Raw genomic sequence first — 20,702 nt, forward strand, 5'->3', positions numbered from 1 at the left:
GCAAGAGGCTGGACGGGAGATCGTCAGGCAAGCCCCTGCGGGGCTTTTCGCAGCCTCGCAGGCTCGGCAGCGACTACAGCTGTCGAGCCTACATAGGCCCAAGCCCGGCGTCAGGCGAGGCTTTTGCTCACCACTTCGAACACGTCGCTGGACAGCTCGCCGGAAGCACGGATGCGCTCCAGCTCGCCTTTCATCAGCGCCTGGCGGGCGCTGTCGTATTTGCGCCAGCGGGTCAGCGGCGCCAGTTGCCGCGAGGCGATCTGCGGGTTGAAACCGTTGAGCTGGATCACCAGGTCGGCCAGGAAGCGGTAGCCGGAGCCGTCCGCGGCGTGGAAGTTGATCAGGTTCTGGCCGGCGAAGGCGCCGATCAGGGCGCGCACCTTGTTCGGGTTCTTGATGTTGAACGCCGGGTGCTGCATCAAGGCCTTGACCCGCTCCAGCCCGCCCGGCAGCGTGCTGCCGGCCTGGACGCTGAACCACTGGTCCATGACCAGGGCGTTGTCCTTGAAGTGCTCGGCGAACACTGCCAGGGCCTTGGCCTTCTCAGCCTCGAACGGCGAGTTGACCAGCACCGCCAGCGCGGTCAGGCGCTCGGTCATGTTGTCGGCGGCGTCGAACTGTTCGATGGCGGCCGCCAGCACTTGCGGCTTCTCGGTGAGCATCAGGTACGACAGCGCGATGTTTTGCAGGGCGCGGCGAGCGAAGTGCGCGGACTCGGCGACATAGTCGGTGCTCCGGGAGACCTCACGATTGGCCTGGTAACGCTTCCACAGCGCGTCGAACAGGCTATCGGCCAATTGCTGGCGAGCGAACTCGCGCGCCGCGTGAATGGCCTCGACATCCGCCACTTCGCTGATCTCGGTCAGATAGGCCTCGCCCGGCAGCGAAAGCATTTCCGCGACCATGGCCTGGTCCAGGCTGTCATCGGCCAGCAGCGTAGCCAGCGCGGTGACCAGGCGCTGGTCCAGCACCAGCGCCTGGCCCTGCTGATGCTGGGCAATCAGGTCTTGCAGCACCTGCACCGCCAGTTGCTGGCCGGCGTCCCAGCGGTTGAAACCGTCGCTGTCGTGCTGCATGAGGAACATCAACTGGTCGCGGTTGTACGGGAAGCTCAGCTTCACCGGCGCCGAGAAACCGCGCAGCAAGGACGGCAGCGGCTGTTCGGCGATATCGACGAAGGTGAAGGTCTGCTCGGCTTCGGTCACCGAAATCACCCGCGAAGTGCCTTGCGCGGCGGCTTCGCCGGCCAGGCGCAGGGCAATGGCCGCGCCCTTGGCGTCCAGCAGGCCCAGCTCGACCGGAATCACGAACGGCAGTTTTTCCACCTTGTCCGGGGTTTGCGGGCAGCTCTGGCGGAAGGTCAAGCTGTAGGTCCTGGCCGCCGCGTCATAGGCCTCGCTGACCGCCAGGCGTGGGGTGCCGGCCTGGCTGTACCAGCGCTTGAACTGGCCCAGGTCGATGCCGTTGGCGTCCTCCATGGCCTTGACGAAATCGTCGCAGGTCACGGCCTGGCCGTCGTGGCGTTCGAAGTACAGGTCGCTGCCCTTGCGGAAGCCTTCGGCGCCCACCAGGGTGCGGATCATGCCGACCACTTCCGAGCCCTTCTCGTACACGGTCAGGGTGTAGAAGTTGGAGATCTCGATAAAGCTTTCCGGGCGCACGGCGTGGGCCATGGGGCCGGCGTCTTCGGCGAACTGGTGGGTGCGCAGGTAGGCCACGTCCTGGATGCGCTTGACCGTGCGCGAGTTCATGTCCGAGGAGAAGCCGGCATCGCGAAATACCGTGAAGCCTTCCTTGAGCGACAGCTGGAACCAGTCGCGGCAGGTCACGCGGTTGCCCGACCAGTTGTGGAAGTACTCGTGGGCGACGATCGCCTCGACCCGCTGGTGCGCGGCGTCGGTGGCGGTTTCGGCGCGGGCCAGCACGGCGCTGGAGTTGAAGATGTTGAGGCCCTTGTTCTCCATGGCGCCCATGTTGAAGTCGTTGACCGCGACGATCATGAAGATGTCCAGGTCGTACTCACGGCCGTAGGTCTGTTCGTCCCAGCGCATGGACTTCTTCAGGCTGGTCATGGCGTGCTGGCACTTGTCGATGTTTTCCGGCTCGACGTAGATGCGCAGCGCGACTTCGCGCTGGTTCATGGTGGTGAAGCTGTCCTCGACGCACCACAAATCGCCCGCCACCAGGGCGAACAGGTAGGCCGGCTTCATGAACGGGTCTTCCCAGGTCGCCCAGTGCCGGCCGTCTTCGCCCGGCCCGCTGGCGATCGGGTTGCCGTTGGACAACAGCACCGGATAGCTGTGCTGCTCGGCCACCACGGTGGTGGTGAACTTGCTCATCACATCCGGGCGGTCGAGGTAGTAGGTGATCTTGCGAAAGCCCTCGGCCTCGCACTGGGTGCAGAACATGCCGCCGGACTTGTACAGGCCTTCCAGGGCGGTGTTGCTTTCCGGGTGGATCTTGACGCTGGTGTCGACGGTGAAGGATTCGCTGGTCGGCTGCAGGGTCAGGTGGCTGGCGCTCAGCTGGTAATCCGCGGCCGTCAGCTCGCGGTCGCCCAGGGACACCGACAGCAGCTCCAACTGCTGGCCGTCGAGCACCAGCGGCGGCAGGCCGGCGCCATGCGCCGGGTTGCGGCGCATCACCAGTTGCGCATGGACCAGGCTGTGGTCCTCGAACAACTCGAAGGTCAGGTGCGTTTCGTCGATCAGGTACTCGGGCGCCTGATAGTCCTTCAGGTAAATCATCTTCGGTTGTTCGGTGCGCATGCGGCGAATCCTTCTACTGATGCACGGCGAGCTGGTAGGCCGTGTATTTACGAATATTGATCACGCCGGTATCGAAGATCAGGTATTGGCCCTTGATCCCCAGCAGCGTGCCTTCGGCAATCGGGTTCTTGTCCAGGTTGAAGCTGACGATCTTGGCCGGGTACTGCTTGACCGGGTAGCGGATCTCGATCGGCTCGACATCGCTGACCGGTTGGATCGCCTGCAGGCCGAAGCGTTCCTGCAAGGCGCGCAGGCCCTCGGCGCAGGAAGCGAACAGCTGGTCGCGCACTTGCACCAGGTCCACCGCTTCGGCGTCGCCCTTGAGCAACGCGCGCCAGTTGGTCTTGTCGGCCACCTGGGTGCGGAACAGGTCCTCGACGAAACCGGACTGCTGGCGGGTCGCCACGCGCATGATCGGCAGCGCCTGGCTGGCGCCCTGGTCGAGCCAGCGGGTCGGCAACTGGGTGGCGCGGGTGATGCCGACCTTGATCCCCGACGAGTTGGCCAGGTACACCACGTGGTCGGTCATGCAGAACCGCTCGCCCCAGGACGGCTCGCGGCAGGTGCCGGCGTCGTAGTGGCAGCGTTCCGGGCTCATGATGCAGATATCGCACTGGGCCAACTTGGTCATGCACGGGTAGCAGTAACCCTGGCTGAAGCTGGTCTTGGTCTTGCGCCCGCAATGGGTGCAGTGGATCGCCCCCAGGTATTCCAGGCGCACGGTGCTGCCGATCAATGGATTGACCGGCACCTCGGTGTCGCCAAGGCGAAAGGCATACTGCACGTCCGCCCCGTCCAGGCGCGCCGACATTTTACTGATGGAACCACGGCCGATCTCGATCAATGGATGGCATCCGACTTGAACAGGATGTTCGGCACTTCGATCGACTTCGACGCACATTCCTGCGGGCCCATGTAACCGGTGCGCTGCTCTTCGGGCAGGTTCTGCATTTCCCAGGCGATCATCGCCTGCAGGGACAGCTCGCGCTGCTCGGCGGTGAGCTTGCGGCCATCGGACCACTTGCCGATCTCTACCGCCAGTTTCAGGCTCTGGTAGATGTCCGGGGTGATGTTTTCAATCATTTCAACAAACGACGACATAAGCGGTCTCCAGCATTAGAGGGCCAGTTTACGGCGACTGTACAAGCCGCCCAACAAACCTGTGAGGCATCCGACGAGCAACCCACCGACGTGGGCGGCGTTGGCGATTTCACCGAAGCCGATCACCGAGATCAGCCCCGACATACAGATCAGCAACCACACCAGCATCATCGCCAGTACTCCGCGAGGCAGGCGATAGGCCGGGTTGGGCGACAGCAACTGATAGATCCAGCAATGCCCGAGCAGGCCGTACAGCACGCCGGACAAGCCGCCGAACAGGCTCGGCCCGCTGAACAGGTATTGCGCGTAGTTCGACACCAGGCTGAACAGCAGCGTCAGGCCCAGCAGGTTGATGCTGCCCTGGCGCTGTTCGATGCGCCGCCCCAGCTCCCAGTACCACATGCCGTTCATGGCGATGTGCAGGAAGCCGAAGTGGATCAGCATCGGCGTGACCAGGCGCCACCACTGCCCCGCCGCCAGGCTGTCGGCCAGGGGCGTGAACTGGATGTAGTCGCCGACCACGCGAAATTCCAGAAAGGTCAGCCAACGCAGGGTGCCGAGATTTTCGCCAAGCAGGGTCAGGGCTCCGACGATCAGGCTCAGCAGCAGGATCAGCGCGGTGGCCGGGCTACGGCGCAATTGCTCGACGAACCCCGGCCGGCGCATGGCGGCGCCGGCCTCGGGGATGTCCAGTTGCTGCTCGGGGTCGCCCGCCGGAAAACGCTCGTACAACGAACGCACATCCTCGCTGATGGCGTCCGGCACCCAGAGCACCTGCTCCCCCGCTTCCTCGCTGACCCGGTGCGGCACCTGCATGCGCTGCAGCAGTTTGACGAAGCCACTCAGGTCCACATTCAACGGCAGACGCAATACTGCAACCGCACTCATTGCTGCTCCTCCGGCCGCTCGACATAGACCCAGACGAATTTATCCGGGTCCAGGCGGGTTTCCTGGTCCAGGCGATAAGCCACCAGCTTGCCGTAGAGCACCGCGCTGTAATCCAGGCAGGCCAGGTTCGAGCGAATCGGCGCCGGTTTGCCGCTGCGCCAGTAATGGCCGACGAACAGCAGCGGCTCATCGACGCCGTAGCGCAGCAGGTTGTTTTTCTCCGCCGAGGACAGCGGCGTGCGGGCCACCGGCTCGGGCAGCGCGTCGGGTTGGAACACGATGTCGCCGTAGGTCTGCGGGTCGTCCTCCCAGAACTTGGTACGGAAGAACGAACGGGTCAGGCCATCGCCGCTGGTCATGGTCAAGCCATGGGGAAGGCGCATGTCGGTGCCGCGCAGCAGGCGGTCGAACACGTTATTGGCGAAGCTGCCGGGGATCGCCGAGGCCTGGAGGAAGTGCTCGTCGATGCAGCCATCGGGGTATTGCGCCCGCAGCGGCTCGATCAGGCCGGCGTCCCAACAGGCATGCACCACGCGAAAACGCCCGGCGTCGACGAACAGCGGCATTTTGTAGAACCAGTCGAGGAAATCGTGCCAGTCCTTGGGGTACTGCTCGAATTGCGCCAGGGTCTCGTTGATCAGGCGGGCATGGCGCGGCGTGTGTTCGCGCACGAACTGCCTGCTGCTACCGGGAGGTGCCGGGGTGACCCAACCCAGGGCGTTGAACTCATGGTTGCCCATGACGCACAGCGCCTGGCCGGCCTCGACCATGTCGTGGACGATGTGCAAGGCTTCGCGGATCCGTGGGCCACGGTCGATGATGTCGCCGAGGAACACCGCCATGCGCGATGGATGCCGCCAGACTCCGCCCTGCTTGCGATAACCGAGCTTGTCCAGCAGGTGCTCAAGGGTCATGGCGCAACCGTGCACGTCACCGATCAGGTCGTAGCTACGCGCGGGATCGAGCATCAGTCGCCTCCACCACCCAGTCGACTGCCCCAGCCGAGCTTGGTCCGGCAGACCTCGTAATAGTTGTGGTCCAGCGGATGGATCAGGCGCAGCTTCTGCGCCTTCTTGCTGACGGTGATGGTGTCACCGGGGGCACAGGTGAAATGGTTCTGCCCGTCGCAGGAAACCTGCGGGTAGATCTGCATATCCTTGGACACGACGATTTTCAGCTCGCTGTTGCCATCGACCACGATCGGCCTTCCCGACAAGGTATGGGGGTACATCGGCACAATCACAATGGCGTCGAGCTTGGGATGCATGATCGGCCCGCCGGCGGACAAGGCGTAGGCGGTGGAGCCGGTCGGCGTGGCGACGATCAGGCCGTCGGCCTTCTGGCTGCAGACGAACTGACCGTCGATGTAGATCTCGAACTCGATCATCCGCGTCGACTTGCCCGGGTGCAGCACCACATCGTTGAGCGCATCGCCCTGGCCGATGGCTTCGGCGTGACGCCGTACTTCGGCCTGCAGCAGGAAGCGGTTTTCCACCAGGTAGTGGCCGTCGAGGACCTCGGCGACCTTGACCTCCAGTTCGTCCGGACGAATGTCGGTGAGGAAGCCCAGGCTGCCGCGGTTGATCCCCAGCACCGGGATGTTGTGGCGCGCCAGGGCACGGGCCGCGCCCAGCAGGCTGCCGTCGCCACCGACCACGATCACCATGTCGCAGACTTCGCCCAGCAGCTTGCGCGAGGAGGTCTGCAGGCCGTGGCCGGGCAGGACTTCGGCGATGGTGTCTTCGAGGATCACATGCAGGTGGCGGGCGAGCAGAAACTTTTTCAGTCGGCGAACTGTGTCCAGCACCTGCGAACTGCCCAGGCGACCGATAATGCCGATATTGCGAAATTGCTCCATGGGGCTCCTGCAGGGGTTCTGGGACGGGCAAAGCAGAGATTATGGGCGAAAGCCGGCCATAGACAAAATCCTTTCAGCCTCGACGTTAGGCGCTATGCTCGCAGAATGATCCTGTTTCCCGGCTTGCTCGACCTCCCCCGCCAGTTGCGCCACCCTGAAGTGCGCGACCTGGCCTGGGTCATCCTCGCGCCGCCGATGCTCGACGAGACCCCCTGGCCGCAGCGCCATCCACTGGCCGGCAGCGACTGGGTGCAGGCGCCGCAGCTGCTGGCGCACTGGCTGCGCCAGCTGGACCAGGACGGCCGTGCCCTGCGCCGCTGGCTGGCTCTCGGGCCGACCAAGCGCCTGGGGCTCTACTACGAACGCCTGTGGCAATTTGCCGTACAGCACGCGCCCGGTGTCGAGCTGCTGGCGGCCAACCTGCCGATCCGCCGCGCCGGCCACACCCTGGGCGAACTGGACATGCTGCTGCGCGATCGCGACGGCATTCACCACCTGGAACTGGCGATCAAGCTCTACCTCGGCCCGCAATCCGGCAACGGCGCGGACACCGCGTTATGGCTGGGCCCCGGCTGCCACGACCGCCTGGACCGCAAGCTGGCGCACCTGAACGAGCATCAGCTGCCGATCTCCGCCCGGGCCGACAGCCTGGAGGTGCTGGCGGCCATGGATATCCAGGACTTCAGCGCCCACCTGTGGCTCGGCGGCTACCTGCTCTACCCCTGGCCCGGCACCACGCAACCGCCCCGCGGCGCCCACCCGCAGCACCTGCGCGGACGCTGGCTGCATCAGCGCGACTGGCCGGCCTTTATCGATCAAAGCCCGCCCGGGCGCTGGCAACCCTTGCCGCGCCAGGCCTGGCTGGCGCCAGCGTCCTACCCGGCGGAACAAACCTGGAGCGCCCCCCGGCTGCAAGCCTGGCTGCAGGAGCTCGACCCGCACGCTCCGGCGCAATTGCTGGTGCGCCTGACGGAAAACCGCGCCGGCGATTGGGAAGAAGCCGAACGCCTGTTCCTGGTGGCGGACCTCTGGCCGAACGTCCCCGGAACCAGTTGAGCCTCCGCCTGCCCCCTGTAGGAGCCAGCTTGCTCGCGATAGCGTCATACTTGACACACCACGGTGCCTGCATCGCCAGCAAGCTGGCTCCTACAGGGGGCGCGGTGGACCCTCACATCACCGACAAGCGCACGGCCAGCGCCGCCAGGGTCACCAGCAGCACCGGCAGGGTCAGTACGATGCCGACCTTGAAGTAGCGGCCCCAGCCGATATGAATGTTCTTGCGCTCCAGCACGTGCAGCCAGAGCAAGGTGGCCAGGCTGCCGATCGGGGTGATCTTCGGCCCCAGGTCGCTGCCGATCACGTTGGCGTAGATCATCGCGTCCTTGACCAGGCCGCTGGCCTGGCTGGCGTCGATGGACAGCGCGCCGATCAGCACCGTGGGCAGGTTGTTCATGATCGATGACAAGACTGCGGTCAGCAGCCCGGTGCCCATGGCCGCGCCCCAGATGCCGTAGTCGGCGAAGCGGTCGAGCCAGCCGGCCAGGTGGGTGGTCAGCCCGGCATTACGCAGGCCGTACACCACCAGGTACATGCCGAGGGAGAAAATCACGATCTGCCACGGCGCTTCCTTGAGCACCTTGCGGGTGGAGATCTTGTGGCCCCTGGCCGCGATGCCCAGCAACAGGGCCGCGCACACCGCCGAAATCGCGCTGATGGGAATGCCCAGCGGCTCCAGGGCAAAACACCCCAGCAGCAGGATGACCAGCACCCACCAGCCGGCGACGAAGGTGGCCTTGTCGTGGATCGCGCTGGCTGGCTGTGCCAGCTCTTCGGGGTCATAGGCCTGCGGAATGTCGCGACGGAAAAACCATAGCAACACCGCCAGGGTCGCCGCCACGCTGACCAGGTTCACCGGCAGCATCACCGCGGCGTACTGGTTGAAACCAATGTTGAAGAAGTCCGCGGAAACGATGTTCACCAGGTTCGACACCACCAGCGGCAGGCTCGCGGTATCGGCGATAAACCCGGCGCCCATGACGAACGCCAGGGTCGCCGCCCGGGAGAAGCGCAACGCCAGCAGCATGGAAATCACGATCGGCGTGAGAATCAGCGCCGCCCCGTCGTTGGCGAACAGCGCCGACACCAGCGCCCCCAGCAGCACCATAAAGGCAAACAGCTTGCGTCCGCTGCCCTGCCCCCAGCGCGCCACATGCAAGGCGGCCCAGGCGAAAAACCCGGCCTCGTCGAGCAGCAGGCTGATGATGATCAAGGCGACGAAGGTGCCGGTGGCGTTCCAGATGATCTGCCAGACCACCGGGATATCCGTCAGTTGCACCACCCCGAACAGCAGTGCCAGCACCGCACCGAACACCGCGCTCCAGCCCACGCCGAGGCCCTTGGGCTGCCAGATCACCAGGGTAATGGTCAGCAGGAAAATCAATGAAGCAGTCAGCATGCCAGGCAGCCTTGAGCAGAAAGTGAGGTAAAGGGGGAATTCAGCAGCAGCGCACGGGGCGATCGATCATGGTCTGCAGGCGTTGCAGGTCCTCCTGCAGCCAAGGACTGTTGGCCTGCAGCGTGTCCTGCAGCAGGGTGGTCACCCAGGGGGCCAACTGCGGATGCAGCCGGTAATAGATCCATTGCCCCTGGCGGCGATCGGCCAGCAGGCCGCAGCTGCGCAACAGCGCCAGGTGCCGGGAGATCTTCGGCTGGCTCTGGCCCAGGGCGGCGGTCAGCTCGCAGACACACAATTCGCCTTCGCGGGTCACGAGCAAGGCGATGCGGCTGCGGGTTTCGTCGGCAAGCGCCTTGAACAGCTCGGCGGGGTTGAGAGAGTCGGACACCAGGGCCACTCCAGGCATTTGGAGCGGCGAATATATGAATATTCAGATATGTGGTAAAGCGCTTTTACCGTGGCGAGTGGAATATCCATCACCCGCGGGAGCCGGCTGGCCGACTCCCGCGTTGCCAGGATCAGGGCTTTTTATGCTGCTCGACCCACTGGGCATAGGCGTTGATGAAGTTCTGCAGGAACGGCTTGACCGACTCGGACAGCTTGCCCGCCTCGTCGAAGGCCGAACCGGCGCCACCCAGGTAGGCTTCCGGCTGCTGCATGCATGGCACATTGAGGAACACCAGGGACTGGCGCAGGTGATGGTTGGCGCCAAAACCGCCGATGGCGCCCGGGGAGGCGCTGATCACTGCCCCCGGCTTGCCGCTCCAGGCGCTCTTGCCGTAGGGGCGCGACCCCACGTCGATGGCGTTTTTCATCGGTGCGGGAACCGAGCGGTTGTATTCCGGAGTGACGAACAGCACGGCGTCGACTGCTCTCACCTGTTCACGAAAAGTCCTGTAGGCTGCCGGTGGATCCACATCGATGTCTTCGTTGTAGAGCGGCAGATCGCCGATCTCGACAATATTCAGCCGCAGGTTGGCCGGCGCCAGTTCCGCGAGGGCCAGCGCCACTTTCCGGTTGATCGAGGCCTTTCTCAGGCTGCCCACCAGCACTGCAATCGTGTAAACGTTGCTCATAGCGAATTCCCGACTTCTGGTTGAGGAGGCTGGTAGTTATAGATGATCCACCCTGCCCACAGCCACCCGTCGAAGGAAGTTCCGTGGGCTTTTCCAGGCTTCACGCCAGCTGCAATCAGGGCCGCGGACTATTTTTTTTCCGCCGCTAAACTTAGTTCGCCCAGGCACGGTCTACAGGACCGCAAATTGAGTGTTTTATCTCCAGAGGCTCTAAAGATGGCAGCAGTACTCGTCGGACAATTTCATGCAAGGGACGCGGAAGGCCGTGTCTATTCGGTGCATGAGTTCCAGGAATCCACCCCCTCGCCAGAGGGTATCGCCGGCTCGGAGCCCGTCACCACCTATCGCCTGGCCATTGGCGATCGCGTCAACAAAATGGACGACAACCAGTTCCTCCTCGTGCAATCGGGCATCACCCTCATTCGCGAACCCGAGACCATCCTTCCTTCATAACGTACCGTTATGAGCAGAAGTCATAGGCGCGGACATGGGTTAGGATTCAGTGTGAATCCCCCACCGGCTGGACATGGACTTCAAGCATGCGTTTACGTCATATCGAAGTGATTCAGGCGCTCCTGCAAACCGGACACCTGGGCACGGCCGCCGAGCTGCTGCAATTGCCGGTGGCCGAGGTGGAAACGATCCTGCGCGACGCCGAAAGCCAATCGGGCTTCATGCTCTTCGCCAGTGTTCGCGGACGCCTGCAAGCCACCCGCGAGGCCCGCGAGCTACAGCCGGCGATCGCCACCCTGTATGACGCCTTCGAACCCGTGCAACGCCTGGCCGACAGCCTGAAGCAATACCAGGCGCCGCCCTTGCGCATCATCGGCACCCCGCCCCTGGCCCAGCAACTGTTGCCGCAGAGCATCGCCGCCCTGCGCCGGCGTTTTCCCGACACCCCGTGCCACCTCGCCAGCCAGGGCACCCGCGACATGGTCAAGAGCCTGCTGCTGCGCGAAGGCGACCTGGGCCTGAGCCTGCACCACCCCGACCACCCCGATATCCAGTGCGTGGCCCTGGCCCAGGGCAAGCTGCAATTGCTGGCGCCCCACGGCTGGCTGCAACCGAAGCAGAAGTACATTTCCCTGCAGGACCTGGCGGGCCAGGCGATGGTTGGCCTCGAAGGCCAGGACCCGCTGAGCGTGACCCTCGACAGCAAGCTGCAGAACCTGCGCCCGAGCCCGACCATCCACACCCGGGTACAGACCCACCAGATGATGCGCAGCATGGTCGAGGCCGGCGAAGGCCTGGCGATTGTCGACCCCTTCACCGCCCTGGGCGCGCGCGAAGGCGGGCTGGACGTCTGCCCGCTGTCGCCGCCGATCCCGGTCACCCTCTATGCGCTGACCCGCGGCGGCAGTCCATCCTCACCCACCCTGGAAGCGCTGCTGGAAACCCTCACGGAAAAGGCTGAAGGGATGCTGGCCGGCTAGGCCCCGGCTTGCCGTGCCAGCTCGTCGTTGAACAGCCGATACCAGAAAATCGCCACCTCGGCCGTGGTCGGGTCGATCCCGCGGTAACGCAAATGATCGATGCCGCCCACCACATAACCGCAGCGCTCGTACAAGCGGCAGGCCCCCAGGTTGTTGTTCTGGGTCTCGAGCATGATGCCCGGCAGTTTTTTCTTGCGGCTCCAGAACTGCGCCACATCCAGCAGGGCCTTGGCCACCCCGTGGCGCCGCGCCGGCGCGTGCACCGCCAGCTCGTCGATATGGGCGTAGCCGTTCCAGTTGGTGCTGACCACCACATGGCCGACCGGCTCGTCGTCCAGGTAGGCCATGAACACCGCGCTGTCCGCGGCATCGCGATAGCTGCTGAACTCTTCGGGGTCGATGCCGTAGCACTTGCGGTACGGGGTGATGGGGTGCAACGGCCACTTGGCCACCACCTGCCCGCTCTGTGCCTGGGCATAGGCGCTGACTTCGAAGCTGAAATCGCTACCCCAGACATACGCGGCGAAACCGTCGTCGGCAACGCGCACCGACAGGCCGGGGTACTTGGGATTGATCATTGGCTGCATAGCGGGAAACGTCCTCAAACCTTGATGCAATCGACGGTGTACTGCCGCCCATTGCCTTCGTCTTCATGCTGCAATCCATGCACATCCGCGACAAAGCCGGGAAAGCTGCTATCGAACGTACGGGCGAAAGCCAGGTAATCGATGATCGAGCGGGTCGACTCGGTGAAGCGCTCGCCCGGCATGATCAGGGGAATACCCGGCGGGTATGGCACCAGCATCACCGCCGCCACCCGCCCGGCGAGGGCATCGATGGACACGGCCTCGACCTCGCCCCGCACCAACTGATCGTAGGCGTCGGCGGGCTTCATCGCCACCTCCGGCAACACGGTGTACATGCGCTTGAGGTGCTTGGCCGTGGCATTGCTGCGGTAGCAGGCATGCAACTGATCGCACAGGTCGCGCAGGCCCATGCCCTGGTAGCGCGCCATGTCCTGCTGGGCGATGCTCGGCAGGCAGGCGGCGAGGCTGACGTTGGCGTCGTAGTTGCGCTTGAACTCCAGCAACTCGGTCAGCAGGGTGCTCCACTTGCCTTTGGTGATGCCCATGGAAAACAGCACCAGGAACGAATACAGGCCGGTCTTTTCCACCACCAGGCCGCGTTCCCAGAGGAACTTGCTGACCACCGCCGCCGGGATCCCGCGCTCGCTCAGGGCACCGCCAGCAGTGAGCCCGGGCATCACCAGGGTGACCTTGATCGGGTCCAGCAACACATAGTCGTCGGTCACCCCGGCGAACCCGTGCCACTCGCCTTCCGGCTCCAGCAGCCAGTCCGCGGTGCTGACCCGGTCGATGCCTTCCACCCGCTCCGGCTGCCAGATGGAAAACCACCAGTCGTCCGCGGCGATGTGCTGGCGCAGGTTGGCCAGGGCCCGGCGGAAGCTCAGGGCCTCGTCGAACATTTCCTGCAACAGCGAGCGCCCCGCCGGCCCCTCCATCATCGCCGAGGCCACGTCCAGCGAGGCGATGATGCTGTATTGCGGCGAGGTGGAGATGTGCATCATGAAGGCTTCGTTGAAGCGGTCGCGGTCCAGCTGCCGGGCGCCGCCGTCCTGCACATGGATCATCGAGGCCTGGCTGAAGGCCGCCAGCAGCTTGTGGGTGGAATGGGTGGTGAACACCAGCGGGCTGTCGGCGCTGCGCGAGGTGCCCATGCCGTAACGCCCCTCGAAGAACTCATGGAAGGCCGCATAGGCGTACCAGGCCTCGTCGAAGTGCAGCACCTCGACGCTGTTGCCCAGGCTCTGCTTGATCAGCTCGGCGTTGTAGCAAAGGCCGTCGTAGGTCGAGTTGGTGACCACCGCCAGCTTGACCTTGGGCGGCCGCCCCTGGGTCAGCGGGTTGGCGTCGATCTTGGCCTGGATCGACTCGCGGCTGAATTCGCTCAGGGGGATCGGGCCGATGATCCCCAGCTCGTTGCGCTCCGGGCAGAGGAACAGCGGGATGGCGCCGGTCATGATGATCGAGTGCAGTACCGACTTGTGGCAGTTGCGATCCACCAGCACCAGGTCATCGCGACCGACCATGGAGTGCCAGACGATCTTGTTGGCGGTCGAGGTGCCGTTGATCACGAAGAAGGTGTGATCGGCGCCGAAATTGCGCGCCGCCCGCGCCTCGGCTTCCGCCAGGGGCCCGGTGTGATCGAGCAGCGAACCCAGCTCCGGGACCGACACCGACAGGTCCGAACGCAGGGTGTTCTCGCCGAAGAACTGATGGAACGCCTGCCCCACCGGGCTTTTGCGATAGGCCACGCCACCGCCGTGCCCCGGGGTGTGCCAGGAATAGTTGGAGTCCGCCGTGTGTTGCACCAGCGCCTTGAAAAATGGCGGCAACAGGCCATCGAGGTAATTGCGCGCCGCCCGCGCCACCTGGCGCGCCAGGAACGGCACGGTGTCTTCGAACAGGTAAAGAATGCCGCGCAGCTGATTGAGTTCGCTCATGGCGTCGGCCGGGGCGTTTTCCAGGGTCACCTGCTCGCCCAGGGCGAAGATCGGCAGGTTCGGCGCGCGCACCCGGGCCAGGCGGATCAGCTCCACCATGTTCTGCAGCAAGTGGGTGTTTTCCCCGGCGCCTTCGGCGGCGATCAGCATGCAGGCCAGGCCGTGGTGGGTCGAGGCCACCAGGCGCCCTTCGGCATAGTCCACCGCGGAAAAGATGCTGAAGCCTTCCTGCTCCAATTCCCTGGCGATCCCCCGCACCCGGTCGCCGGCGACAGTGTCGGCCTTGATGTCGCGATGCACGATAAGGACGGGGAATTTCAGGTCTTTGTACATGGCACCAGGCATCCTGAGGCGGCGGACAAGGGTCCGCCAATCACCTCAGGGTAGAAGCTCGGGGGCCGGCGCGTAACCCCGTCAACGACCTCCTGTAACAAAAGGTCGCCCACGAACAACTACTGCTGCTGGGCCTTGGCTTCGGCCAGCTGGGTCCAGAGCGCCGGGGCACCGGCGGATTTGGCGATGATCTCGAGACGCACCTGGTGCTCGGCCAGTTCGGCTTCGCTGGCGCGAATGATCCGCCCGCGCTGGCGATCCGCCGACAGCCGGCGGATTTCGCTGGCGCGGTTGCCCGAACCTTCGCTGCCGTTGCCGTCCGAGGCGTTGCCGGCCAGGGACAGACTGGTCTGGCCGCCGGTCATGGTCAGGTAGACGTCGGCGAGAATCTCCGAGTCGAGCAAGGCGCCGTGCAGTTCACGGCCGGAGTTGTCGACGTCATAGCGCTTGCACAAGGCATCGAGGCTGTTGCGCTGGCCGGGGTGGCGTTCCCGGGCCATCAACAGGGTGTCGAGGATGGTGCAGTGCTGGGTGATGTCGGCGCGGTCGTGCCGGCCCATCAGGGCGAATTCGTTGTTGATGAAGCCAACGTCGAACGCCGCGTTGTGGATGATCAGCTGCGCGCCCTGGATGAATTCGAAGAACTCGTCGGCGACTTCGGCGAAGCGCGGCTTGCCCACCAGGAACTCGTTGGTGATGCCGTGGACGCCGATCGCGCCCTCGTCGCTCTCGCGATCCGGTTGCAGGTAGACATGGAAATGCCGACCGGTCAGGCGCCGTCCGATCAACTCGACGCAACCGATTTCAATGATCCGGTGGCCGTCGGTCACCGGCATGCCGGTGGTTTCGGTATCGAGTACAACAGATCTGTTGGCCATCAGGGGTCAGTTCTCAACGGTGGAAGTCTTTCAAGGCGCGGGATTTTAGCACGCTCTCGCGGCATGGCACGCATGGCGGATTCGCCTGGCCCGGCGTGCGCAGTTTTTAACAATCATTCGCAAAGCTCATGCAGTTCGCCGCGCGGCGGCTTGTTAGGGTGCCCGACCCTATTTTCAGCGGACCTCGCCCTGTTATGACCCCCTGCAAAACCCGCCTGACCTTGCTGCTCTGCGCCTGCCTGTTCGCCGACATCGGCCAGGCCACCAGCCTGGTGATCAGCACCGACATCACCATGAGCCTGGCCTTGAGCACCACCGAGGGCAGCTCGAAAGCCACCAGCTCGTTCAAGGACGACAAACTCGTCCTCGCCGCCAAGACCGATGCCGCGGCCTTTGTCGCCAGCGCCGGCGAGATCCGCGGCGCCCAGCTGGAAGCGGCCATGCGGCACATTCGCCAGACGCTCGGCAACCCAGGGTACTCCGACCTGCAACTGGCCAGCGCCATCCTTACCCTTTGACCGTCCCGGAACAGAATCACTAATTCAGCCCTCGTATTACGCGTTTCTTTAACTGAGCAAGGCCCTTGCGCTACCGTACGGCCCACTCAGGCGGGCGGGGGCTGGCACCCGGCCTTGCGCTCATTTCCAGGAAACCGCCCTCCCATGCTCGAGACTCGACAGATGCTTCCACTGCTGCTGGCCGCGGCCTTCATCAGTGGCTGTTCTTCCCTTCCGGCAACCGACAGCGACGCCGGGCCAAGGCCGCTGATCGTCGCCCATCGCGCCGGCACGGCGGACTTTCCCGAGAACACCCTGCTGGCCATCGACAACGCCCTGCGCAACGGCGTCGACATGCTCTGGCTGACGGTGCAACTGAGCCGCGACGGCGTGCCGGTGCTGTATCGACCGGCGGACCTGAGCGCCAATACCCCGGCGTCCGGCGCGGTCAGCGAGAAAACCCTGGCGCAGTTGCAAACACTGAATGCCGGCTGGAACTTCAAGCAGACCGCGGCCGATGGCCAGGTGTCCTTTCCCTATCGCGCCCAGGCGGTGACCATCCCCTCATTGCAGCAGGCGCTGGCGGCGATCCCCGGCTCGGTGCCGGTCGTTCTCGACATGAAGGCCCTGCCCGCTGCGCCCCAGGCCAAGGCGGTCGCCCAGGTGCTGGAGCAACTGCATGCCTGGAACCGGGTGCTGATCTACTCCACCGATGCCAGCTACCAGCAGGCGTTCGCGCACTATCCGCAGGCGCGGCTGTTCGAGTCCCGGGACGACACCCGGGATCGACTGGCCAGCGTCGCCCTGGCCCACAGCTGCACGGCACCGCCGGCGCCAGACAGTTGGGTGGCCTTCGAGTACCGGCGCCCGGTGCAACTGGTCGAGGCCTTCACCCTGGGCGAGGCCCGCTCCAAGGTCGATGCCCGGCTGTGGACGCCCGCCGCGGTGGACTGCCTCCAGTCCCGGGGCAAGGTGCGGATGCTGGCGATTGGAATCAACACGGCCGAGGATTACCAGGCGGCCGCCTGCCTGAAGATGGACGCGGTGCTGGTGGATTCGCCCCGCGCGATGCGGGAAGTGAAGCAGCGGCTCGAACGGCCGCTGCGTTGCAACTGACTACAGGCTCAAAGCATCAGGCCTGCTTGTAACCGCGCACCTCGTCGACGCCGCGGTTGGCCAGTTGGTCGGCCCGTTCGTTGCCGTGGTGGCCGGTATGGCCGCGCACCCATTTCCAGGTGACCCGATGGCGGTTGACCTGCTCATCGAGCTGCTGCCACAGGTCGGCGTTTTTCACCGGTTCCTTGGCCGCGGTTTTCCAGCCGCGCTTTTTCCAGTTGGCCATCCACTCGTTGATGCCCTTCATCACGTACTGCGAGTCGGTGACCAGCACCACCTGGCACTCGCGCTTGAGCTCTTCCAGGCCGCGGATCGCCGCCATCAGCTCCATGCGGTTGTTGGTGGTGTTGGCTTCGCCGCCCCAGAGTTCCTTCTCCACGCCCTTGAACACCAGCAGTGCGCCCCAGCCCCCCGGGCCAGGATTGCCCTTGCAGGCGCCGTCGGTGAAGATTTCTACGCTATCGCTCATGCCAGACTTCCAATCGAAAATACCTGTGGCTTGCCGATCGTCGATCGACAACGCCCAAGCCGGGCAGGTTCGGCCCGGCTGAATTAAAGAGGGGGCTCGCTGTGCCGGCGGTTGACCTTGGCCATCGGCAGCGGCACCAGCTTGCCCATCGGCTCGCGGCGTACCTGGCGCACCGGGCGCAGGCCGACCACTATCTTGCGCGCCACCAGCAGGTAGAAGCCGCCGCCGGACAGTTGCCAGTCCCCGGCCTTGCGCTCCCAGCCGGCCAACCGAGCCTGCCAGGCCGCCGAGGCAAGCGGCGGACGATAGCACCCGAAGCGGCGTTTCTCCAGCGCGAAGCCCAGCAGGTTCAACCAGTCGGCGACCCGCGACGGGGAAATGCAGCGCGCCTTGCGCAAGGCGTCATGGGCGAACACATGCCGCAGGCCCCAACTGCTCCAGGGATTGATACCGACGATCAACAGATGCCCGCCCGGTCGCACGGCGCTGGCGGCTTCGCGCAGCAGGCCGTGGGGCGACAGGCAGAAATCCAGGCCGTGCTGCAGCACCACCACATCCGCAGCATGCTCGCTGAGCGGCCAGGCCTGCTCCTCGCAGACGATCTCGACGCCGGGCAGCGGCGCGCCCAGGCGGACGTTGCGCTGCACCTGGGGCGCCGCCGGCGGGGTTTGCGCCGACGGGCCGTAATGCACCAGGTAGCCGCCGAAGAAGCGCCCCAGCTCGTCGTCGAGCATGCGCCGTTCTTCATCCAGCAGAAATTGCCCCAGTGGCCCGGACAGCCACTCACGGGCGGCACTGATCAGGGCCAGCCAGTCAGGATCGGCCTGAGCGAACGCTTTATCGGTCATTGCATTCTCCAACCCGCCAAGAAGTTCTAAGATGCGCCAATGTTTTCCGCTTGGCGACTCCAACGATGATACAGATCAGTGCCCTGCCCGCGTTCACCGATAACTACATCTGGTTGTTACAGGACCACAGCCATCAGCGTTGCGCAGTGGTCGACCCCGGTGACGCCGCACCGGTGCAGGCCTGGCTCGCCGAACATCCGGGCTGGGTGCTGAGCGATATCCTGGTGACCCATCACCACCACGACCATGTCGGCGGTGTCGAACAGCTGAAAAAAGCCAGCGGCGCCAAGGTCTGGGGCCCGGCCAACGAAAACATCCCGGGGCGCGACGTGGCCCTGAACGACAACGACCGGGCCAGCATCCTTGGCTGGGACTTCGACATCTACGCGGTGCCCGGGCACACCCTGGGGCATATTGCCTACTACCATCACGGCCTGCTGTTTTGCGGCGACACCTTGTTCGCCGCCGGCTGCGGGCGCCTGTTCGAGGGCACGCCGGAGCAGATGCACCATTCGCTGAGCCGCCTGGCCGCGTTGCCCGCGGACACCCTGGTGTACTGCACTCACGAATACACCTTGAGCAACCTGCGTTTTGCCCAGGCGGTGGAACCGGATAACCCGGACATCGCCGAGCGCCTGCGCAAAGTCAGCGAACTGCGGGAAAACGGCCGCATGACCCTGCCCTCCACCCTGGCCCTGGAAAAGCTCACCAATCCTTTCCTGCGTACCGGTGAAACATCCGTTAAACAAAAAGCGGACGAACGGAATGGCCTCGATAACCGGGCTCAGAGTGCGGTTTTTGCTGCCTTGCGGGCTTGGAAAGATAAGTTCTAAGCAGGTTGCGGGTTGGTACGAAAATTCTGAATGGTTGACCGCACCGGGTGCGCTTTCTAGAATCGCCCGACATTTTTGCCCGGAACTTACTTCCAGCCAATGTCGTCATCTATTCGTAAATCCATCAATTCAGACGCATTGACGCGGTTGGCTCAAGCCATCGCGGTGGCTGTGTCCGCCACCCTGGCGGGCTGCCAAAGCACGAGCCACGTCCCGCAAACCGACGCTTCGCACACCCAGAATTTCAACGCCCGCATCAAGCAGAAACCCATCTGGCTGAATGAAAAACCCAGCCCGCAATTGCCCCAGGACGTCTGGGCGCGCATGCGCGAAGGTTTCCAGTTGCAGGAAGGCATCGGCGTCAACCCGCGCATCGAACAGCAGCGCCTGTGGTTCGCCAGCAACCCCTCGTTTCTCGAGAATGCCAGCGAACGCGGCAGCCTCTATATCCATTACATCGTCGAGCGCCTTGAAGAACGCAACATGCCGCTGGAGCTGGCCCTGCTGCCAGTGATCGAGAGCGCCTACAACCCGATGGCCTATTCCCGGGCCGACGCGGTAGGCCTCTGGCAGTTCATCCCATCCACCGGGCGTTCCTTCAACCTGCGCCAGACCCGCTTCTACGATGGCCGTCGCGACATCACCGCCTCGACCACCGCGGCCATGGATTACCTGACCCGCCTGCACGACATGTTCAACGGCGACTGGCTGCTGGCCCTGGCGGCCTACAACGCCGGCGAAGGCACAGTCAGCCGGGCCATCGAGCGCAACGAGAAGCTCGGCCTGCCCACCGACTACTGGAACCTGCCGCTGCCGTCGGAAACCCAGGCCTACGTGCCCAAGCTGCTGGCCCTGTCCCAGGTGGTGCTGGCGCCGGAAGCCTATGGCGTGAACCTGAACCCGATCGCCAACGAACCCTACTTCCAGGTCGTCGAAATCAACCAGCGCATGGACCTGTCCAAGGTCGCCGCGGTGGCCAATATCGACGAAGACGAGCTGTTCCAGCTCAACCCGGCCTTCAAGCAGCGCACCACCATCGACGGTCCCCAGCACCTGCTGGTGCCGACGTCCAAGGCGCAACTGCTCAGCGCCAGCCTGTCGACCATGAAACCCGAAGAGCTGATCAGCCAGCGTTCGTTCAAGCCGGTGTTCGAGGGTGCCGACAGTCGCGAAATGGCCCAGGCCAAGCGCAACTATCGGGTAAAGCGTGGCGATAACCTGTCGCAGATCGCCAAGGCCAACAAGGTCGACGTCAAGGACCTGCAACGCTGGAACAAGCTCAGCGGCAAGCAGCTCAAGGTCGGCCAGACCCTGGTCATGCAGGACACCCGGGCCAAGGCCAGCAGCAAGACCAGCGCCAAGGCTTCCGGCAAGAAGACCCTGGTCGCCAGCGCCGACAAGAAGTCGACCCAGTACAAGGTCAAGCAAGGCGATTCGCTGTACATGGTGGCCAAGCGCTTCAACGTCGAGATGCAGCACCTCAAGCGCTGGAATCCCCGCGCCGGCCAGGCCCTCAAGCCGGGCCAGATGCTGACCGTCTACCTGCCTCACTGATCTGTAGCTCCTGGCGCAGGCCCTCCTGCGCCAGCAAGATCCCCACGACCGTGCCGGTCGTTCGCAGCCTG

General features: G+C 64.4%; 21 protein-coding genes. 7 read left to right on the top strand and 14 right to left on the bottom strand.

Features of this window, described 5'->3' with window-relative positions:
• Positions 1 to 110: 110 nt before the first annotated feature.
• From pepN to CRO75_RS17530, 6 genes are read right to left on the bottom strand one after another with little or no spacing between them, the layout of a single operon-like run.
• Entirely contained in the window at positions 111 to 2,768 is a 2,658-nt protein-coding gene (pepN, locus tag CRO75_RS17505; RefSeq protein WP_097137089.1) for an aminopeptidase N, read from the bottom strand.
• 13 nt (positions 2,769 to 2,781) lie between these two features.
• The gene (locus CRO75_RS17510) at positions 2,782 to 3,612 is read right to left on the bottom strand and encodes a DUF2797 domain-containing protein (RefSeq protein ID WP_097137091.1); all 831 of its coding nucleotides are present in this window, start codon (positions 3,610 to 3,612) and stop codon (positions 2,782 to 2,784) included.
• On the bottom strand, positions 3,609 to 3,869 hold the full coding sequence (locus CRO75_RS17515) for a DUF1315 family protein (RefSeq protein ID WP_007920905.1): 261 nt from the start codon (positions 3,867 to 3,869) through the stop codon (positions 3,609 to 3,611). The genes CRO75_RS17510 and CRO75_RS17515 overlap by 4 nt, the downstream gene beginning before the upstream one ends.
• Before the next feature lie 15 nt (positions 3,870 to 3,884).
• The gene (locus CRO75_RS17520; protein ID WP_062825704.1) at positions 3,885 to 4,757 is read right to left on the bottom strand and encodes a rhomboid family intramembrane serine protease; all 873 of its coding nucleotides are present in this window, start codon (positions 4,755 to 4,757) and stop codon (positions 3,885 to 3,887) included.
• Positions 4,754 to 5,725 (bottom strand): metallophosphoesterase, encoded by a 972-nt coding sequence (locus CRO75_RS17525; RefSeq protein WP_097137092.1) that lies wholly within the window; start codon positions 5,723 to 5,725, stop codon positions 4,754 to 4,756. Before CRO75_RS17525 ends, CRO75_RS17520 begins: the two co-directional genes overlap by 4 nt.
• A complete protein-coding gene (locus CRO75_RS17530; protein WP_007920913.1) occupies positions 5,725 to 6,615 on the bottom strand; it encodes an NAD(+) kinase in 891 nt (296 codons plus the stop codon). The genes CRO75_RS17525 and CRO75_RS17530 overlap by 1 nt, the downstream gene beginning before the upstream one ends.
• 105 nt (positions 6,616 to 6,720) lie before the next feature.
• Between CRO75_RS17530 and CRO75_RS17535 the strand changes: the two genes are divergently transcribed.
• Positions 6,721 to 7,671, top strand: a complete 951-nt coding sequence (locus CRO75_RS17535) for a DUF1853 family protein (RefSeq protein WP_009043604.1) — start codon at positions 6,721 to 6,723, stop codon at positions 7,669 to 7,671.
• Between the two features lie 112 nt (positions 7,672 to 7,783).
• On the opposite strand, the gene CRO75_RS17540 is transcribed toward CRO75_RS17535, so the two are convergent.
• The 3 genes from CRO75_RS17540 to CRO75_RS17550 form a co-directional block, all read right to left on the bottom strand.
• Complete coding sequence (locus tag CRO75_RS17540) at positions 7,784 to 9,070, bottom strand: arsenic transporter (RefSeq protein ID WP_097137095.1); 1,287 nt, start codon at positions 9,068 to 9,070, stop codon at positions 7,784 to 7,786.
• Positions 9,071 to 9,110: 40 nt separating this feature from the next.
• Positions 9,111 to 9,458: a metalloregulator ArsR/SmtB family transcription factor gene (locus CRO75_RS17545; RefSeq protein WP_097137096.1), complete on the bottom strand. Its 348-nt coding sequence runs from the start codon at positions 9,456 to 9,458 to the stop codon at positions 9,111 to 9,113.
• Between the two features lie 130 nt (positions 9,459 to 9,588).
• Positions 9,589 to 10,146, bottom strand: coding sequence for an NAD(P)H-dependent oxidoreductase (locus CRO75_RS17550; protein ID WP_097137098.1), 558 nt, complete (start codon positions 10,144 to 10,146; stop codon positions 9,589 to 9,591).
• Between the two features lie 216 nt (positions 10,147 to 10,362).
• Here CRO75_RS17550 and CRO75_RS17555 point away from each other — a divergent pair, with 216 nt between their 5' ends.
• Both CRO75_RS17555 and CRO75_RS17560 read left to right on the top strand, forming a co-directional pair.
• Complete coding sequence (locus tag CRO75_RS17555; RefSeq protein WP_025809195.1) at positions 10,363 to 10,599, top strand: hypothetical protein; 237 nt, start codon at positions 10,363 to 10,365, stop codon at positions 10,597 to 10,599.
• Positions 10,600 to 10,685: 86 nt separating this feature from the next.
• Positions 10,686 to 11,579, top strand: a complete 894-nt coding sequence (locus tag CRO75_RS17560; RefSeq protein ID WP_097137100.1) for a LysR substrate-binding domain-containing protein — start codon at positions 10,686 to 10,688, stop codon at positions 11,577 to 11,579.
• Here the strand turns inward: CRO75_RS17560 and CRO75_RS17565 are convergent.
• The 3 genes from CRO75_RS17565 to dnaQ all read right to left on the bottom strand — a co-directional run bounded on the left by CRO75_RS17565 (position 11,576) and on the right by dnaQ (position 15,314).
• Positions 11,576 to 12,166 (bottom strand): GNAT family N-acetyltransferase, encoded by a 591-nt coding sequence (locus CRO75_RS17565; protein ID WP_097137102.1) that lies wholly within the window; start codon positions 12,164 to 12,166, stop codon positions 11,576 to 11,578. The two genes, CRO75_RS17560 and CRO75_RS17565, sit on opposite strands and share 4 nt — an antisense overlap.
• A gap of 14 nt (positions 12,167 to 12,180) precedes the next feature.
• Entirely contained in the window at positions 12,181 to 14,436 is a 2,256-nt protein-coding gene (locus CRO75_RS17570) for an arginine/lysine/ornithine decarboxylase (protein ID WP_009043597.1), read from the bottom strand.
• A gap of 119 nt (positions 14,437 to 14,555) precedes the next feature.
• Positions 14,556 to 15,314: a DNA polymerase III subunit epsilon gene (gene dnaQ / locus CRO75_RS17575; RefSeq protein WP_085531089.1), complete on the bottom strand. Its 759-nt coding sequence runs from the start codon at positions 15,312 to 15,314 to the stop codon at positions 14,556 to 14,558.
• Positions 15,315 to 15,508: 194 nt separating this feature from the next.
• Between dnaQ and CRO75_RS17580 the strand changes: the two genes are divergently transcribed.
• The gene (locus CRO75_RS17580) at positions 15,509 to 15,832 is read left to right on the top strand and encodes a DUF2388 domain-containing protein (protein WP_097137104.1); all 324 of its coding nucleotides are present in this window, start codon (positions 15,509 to 15,511) and stop codon (positions 15,830 to 15,832) included.
• Between the two features lie 144 nt (positions 15,833 to 15,976).
• Positions 15,977 to 16,927 (top strand): glycerophosphodiester phosphodiesterase family protein, encoded by a 951-nt coding sequence (locus CRO75_RS17585; protein ID WP_097137106.1) that lies wholly within the window; start codon positions 15,977 to 15,979, stop codon positions 16,925 to 16,927.
• 16 nt (positions 16,928 to 16,943) lie between these two features.
• Here the strand turns inward: CRO75_RS17585 and rnhA are convergent, their stop codons facing one another.
• Positions 16,944 to 17,396 (bottom strand): ribonuclease HI, encoded by a 453-nt coding sequence (gene rnhA, locus CRO75_RS17590; protein WP_097137107.1) that lies wholly within the window; start codon positions 17,394 to 17,396, stop codon positions 16,944 to 16,946.
• Between the two features lie 83 nt (positions 17,397 to 17,479).
• Complete coding sequence (locus tag CRO75_RS17595) at positions 17,480 to 18,244, bottom strand: methyltransferase domain-containing protein (protein WP_009043593.1); 765 nt, start codon at positions 18,242 to 18,244, stop codon at positions 17,480 to 17,482.
• A gap of 65 nt (positions 18,245 to 18,309) precedes the next feature.
• Between CRO75_RS17595 and gloB the strand changes: the two genes are divergently transcribed.
• Together gloB and CRO75_RS17605 are read left to right on the top strand one after the other, a co-directional pair.
• Positions 18,310 to 19,077 (top strand): hydroxyacylglutathione hydrolase, encoded by a 768-nt coding sequence (gene gloB / locus CRO75_RS17600; protein WP_053260919.1) that lies wholly within the window; start codon positions 18,310 to 18,312, stop codon positions 19,075 to 19,077.
• A gap of 99 nt (positions 19,078 to 19,176) precedes the next feature.
• A complete protein-coding gene (locus tag CRO75_RS17605; RefSeq protein ID WP_007920948.1) occupies positions 19,177 to 20,631 on the top strand; it encodes a transglycosylase SLT domain-containing protein in 1,455 nt (484 codons plus the stop codon).
• The last annotated feature ends 71 nt before the right edge of the window (positions 20,632 to 20,702 follow it).

This window comes from Pseudomonas sp. LAMO17WK12:I10 (assembly GCF_900215185.1).
Classification (GTDB): domain Bacteria; phylum Pseudomonadota; class Gammaproteobacteria; order Pseudomonadales; family Pseudomonadaceae; genus Aquipseudomonas; species Aquipseudomonas chlororaphis.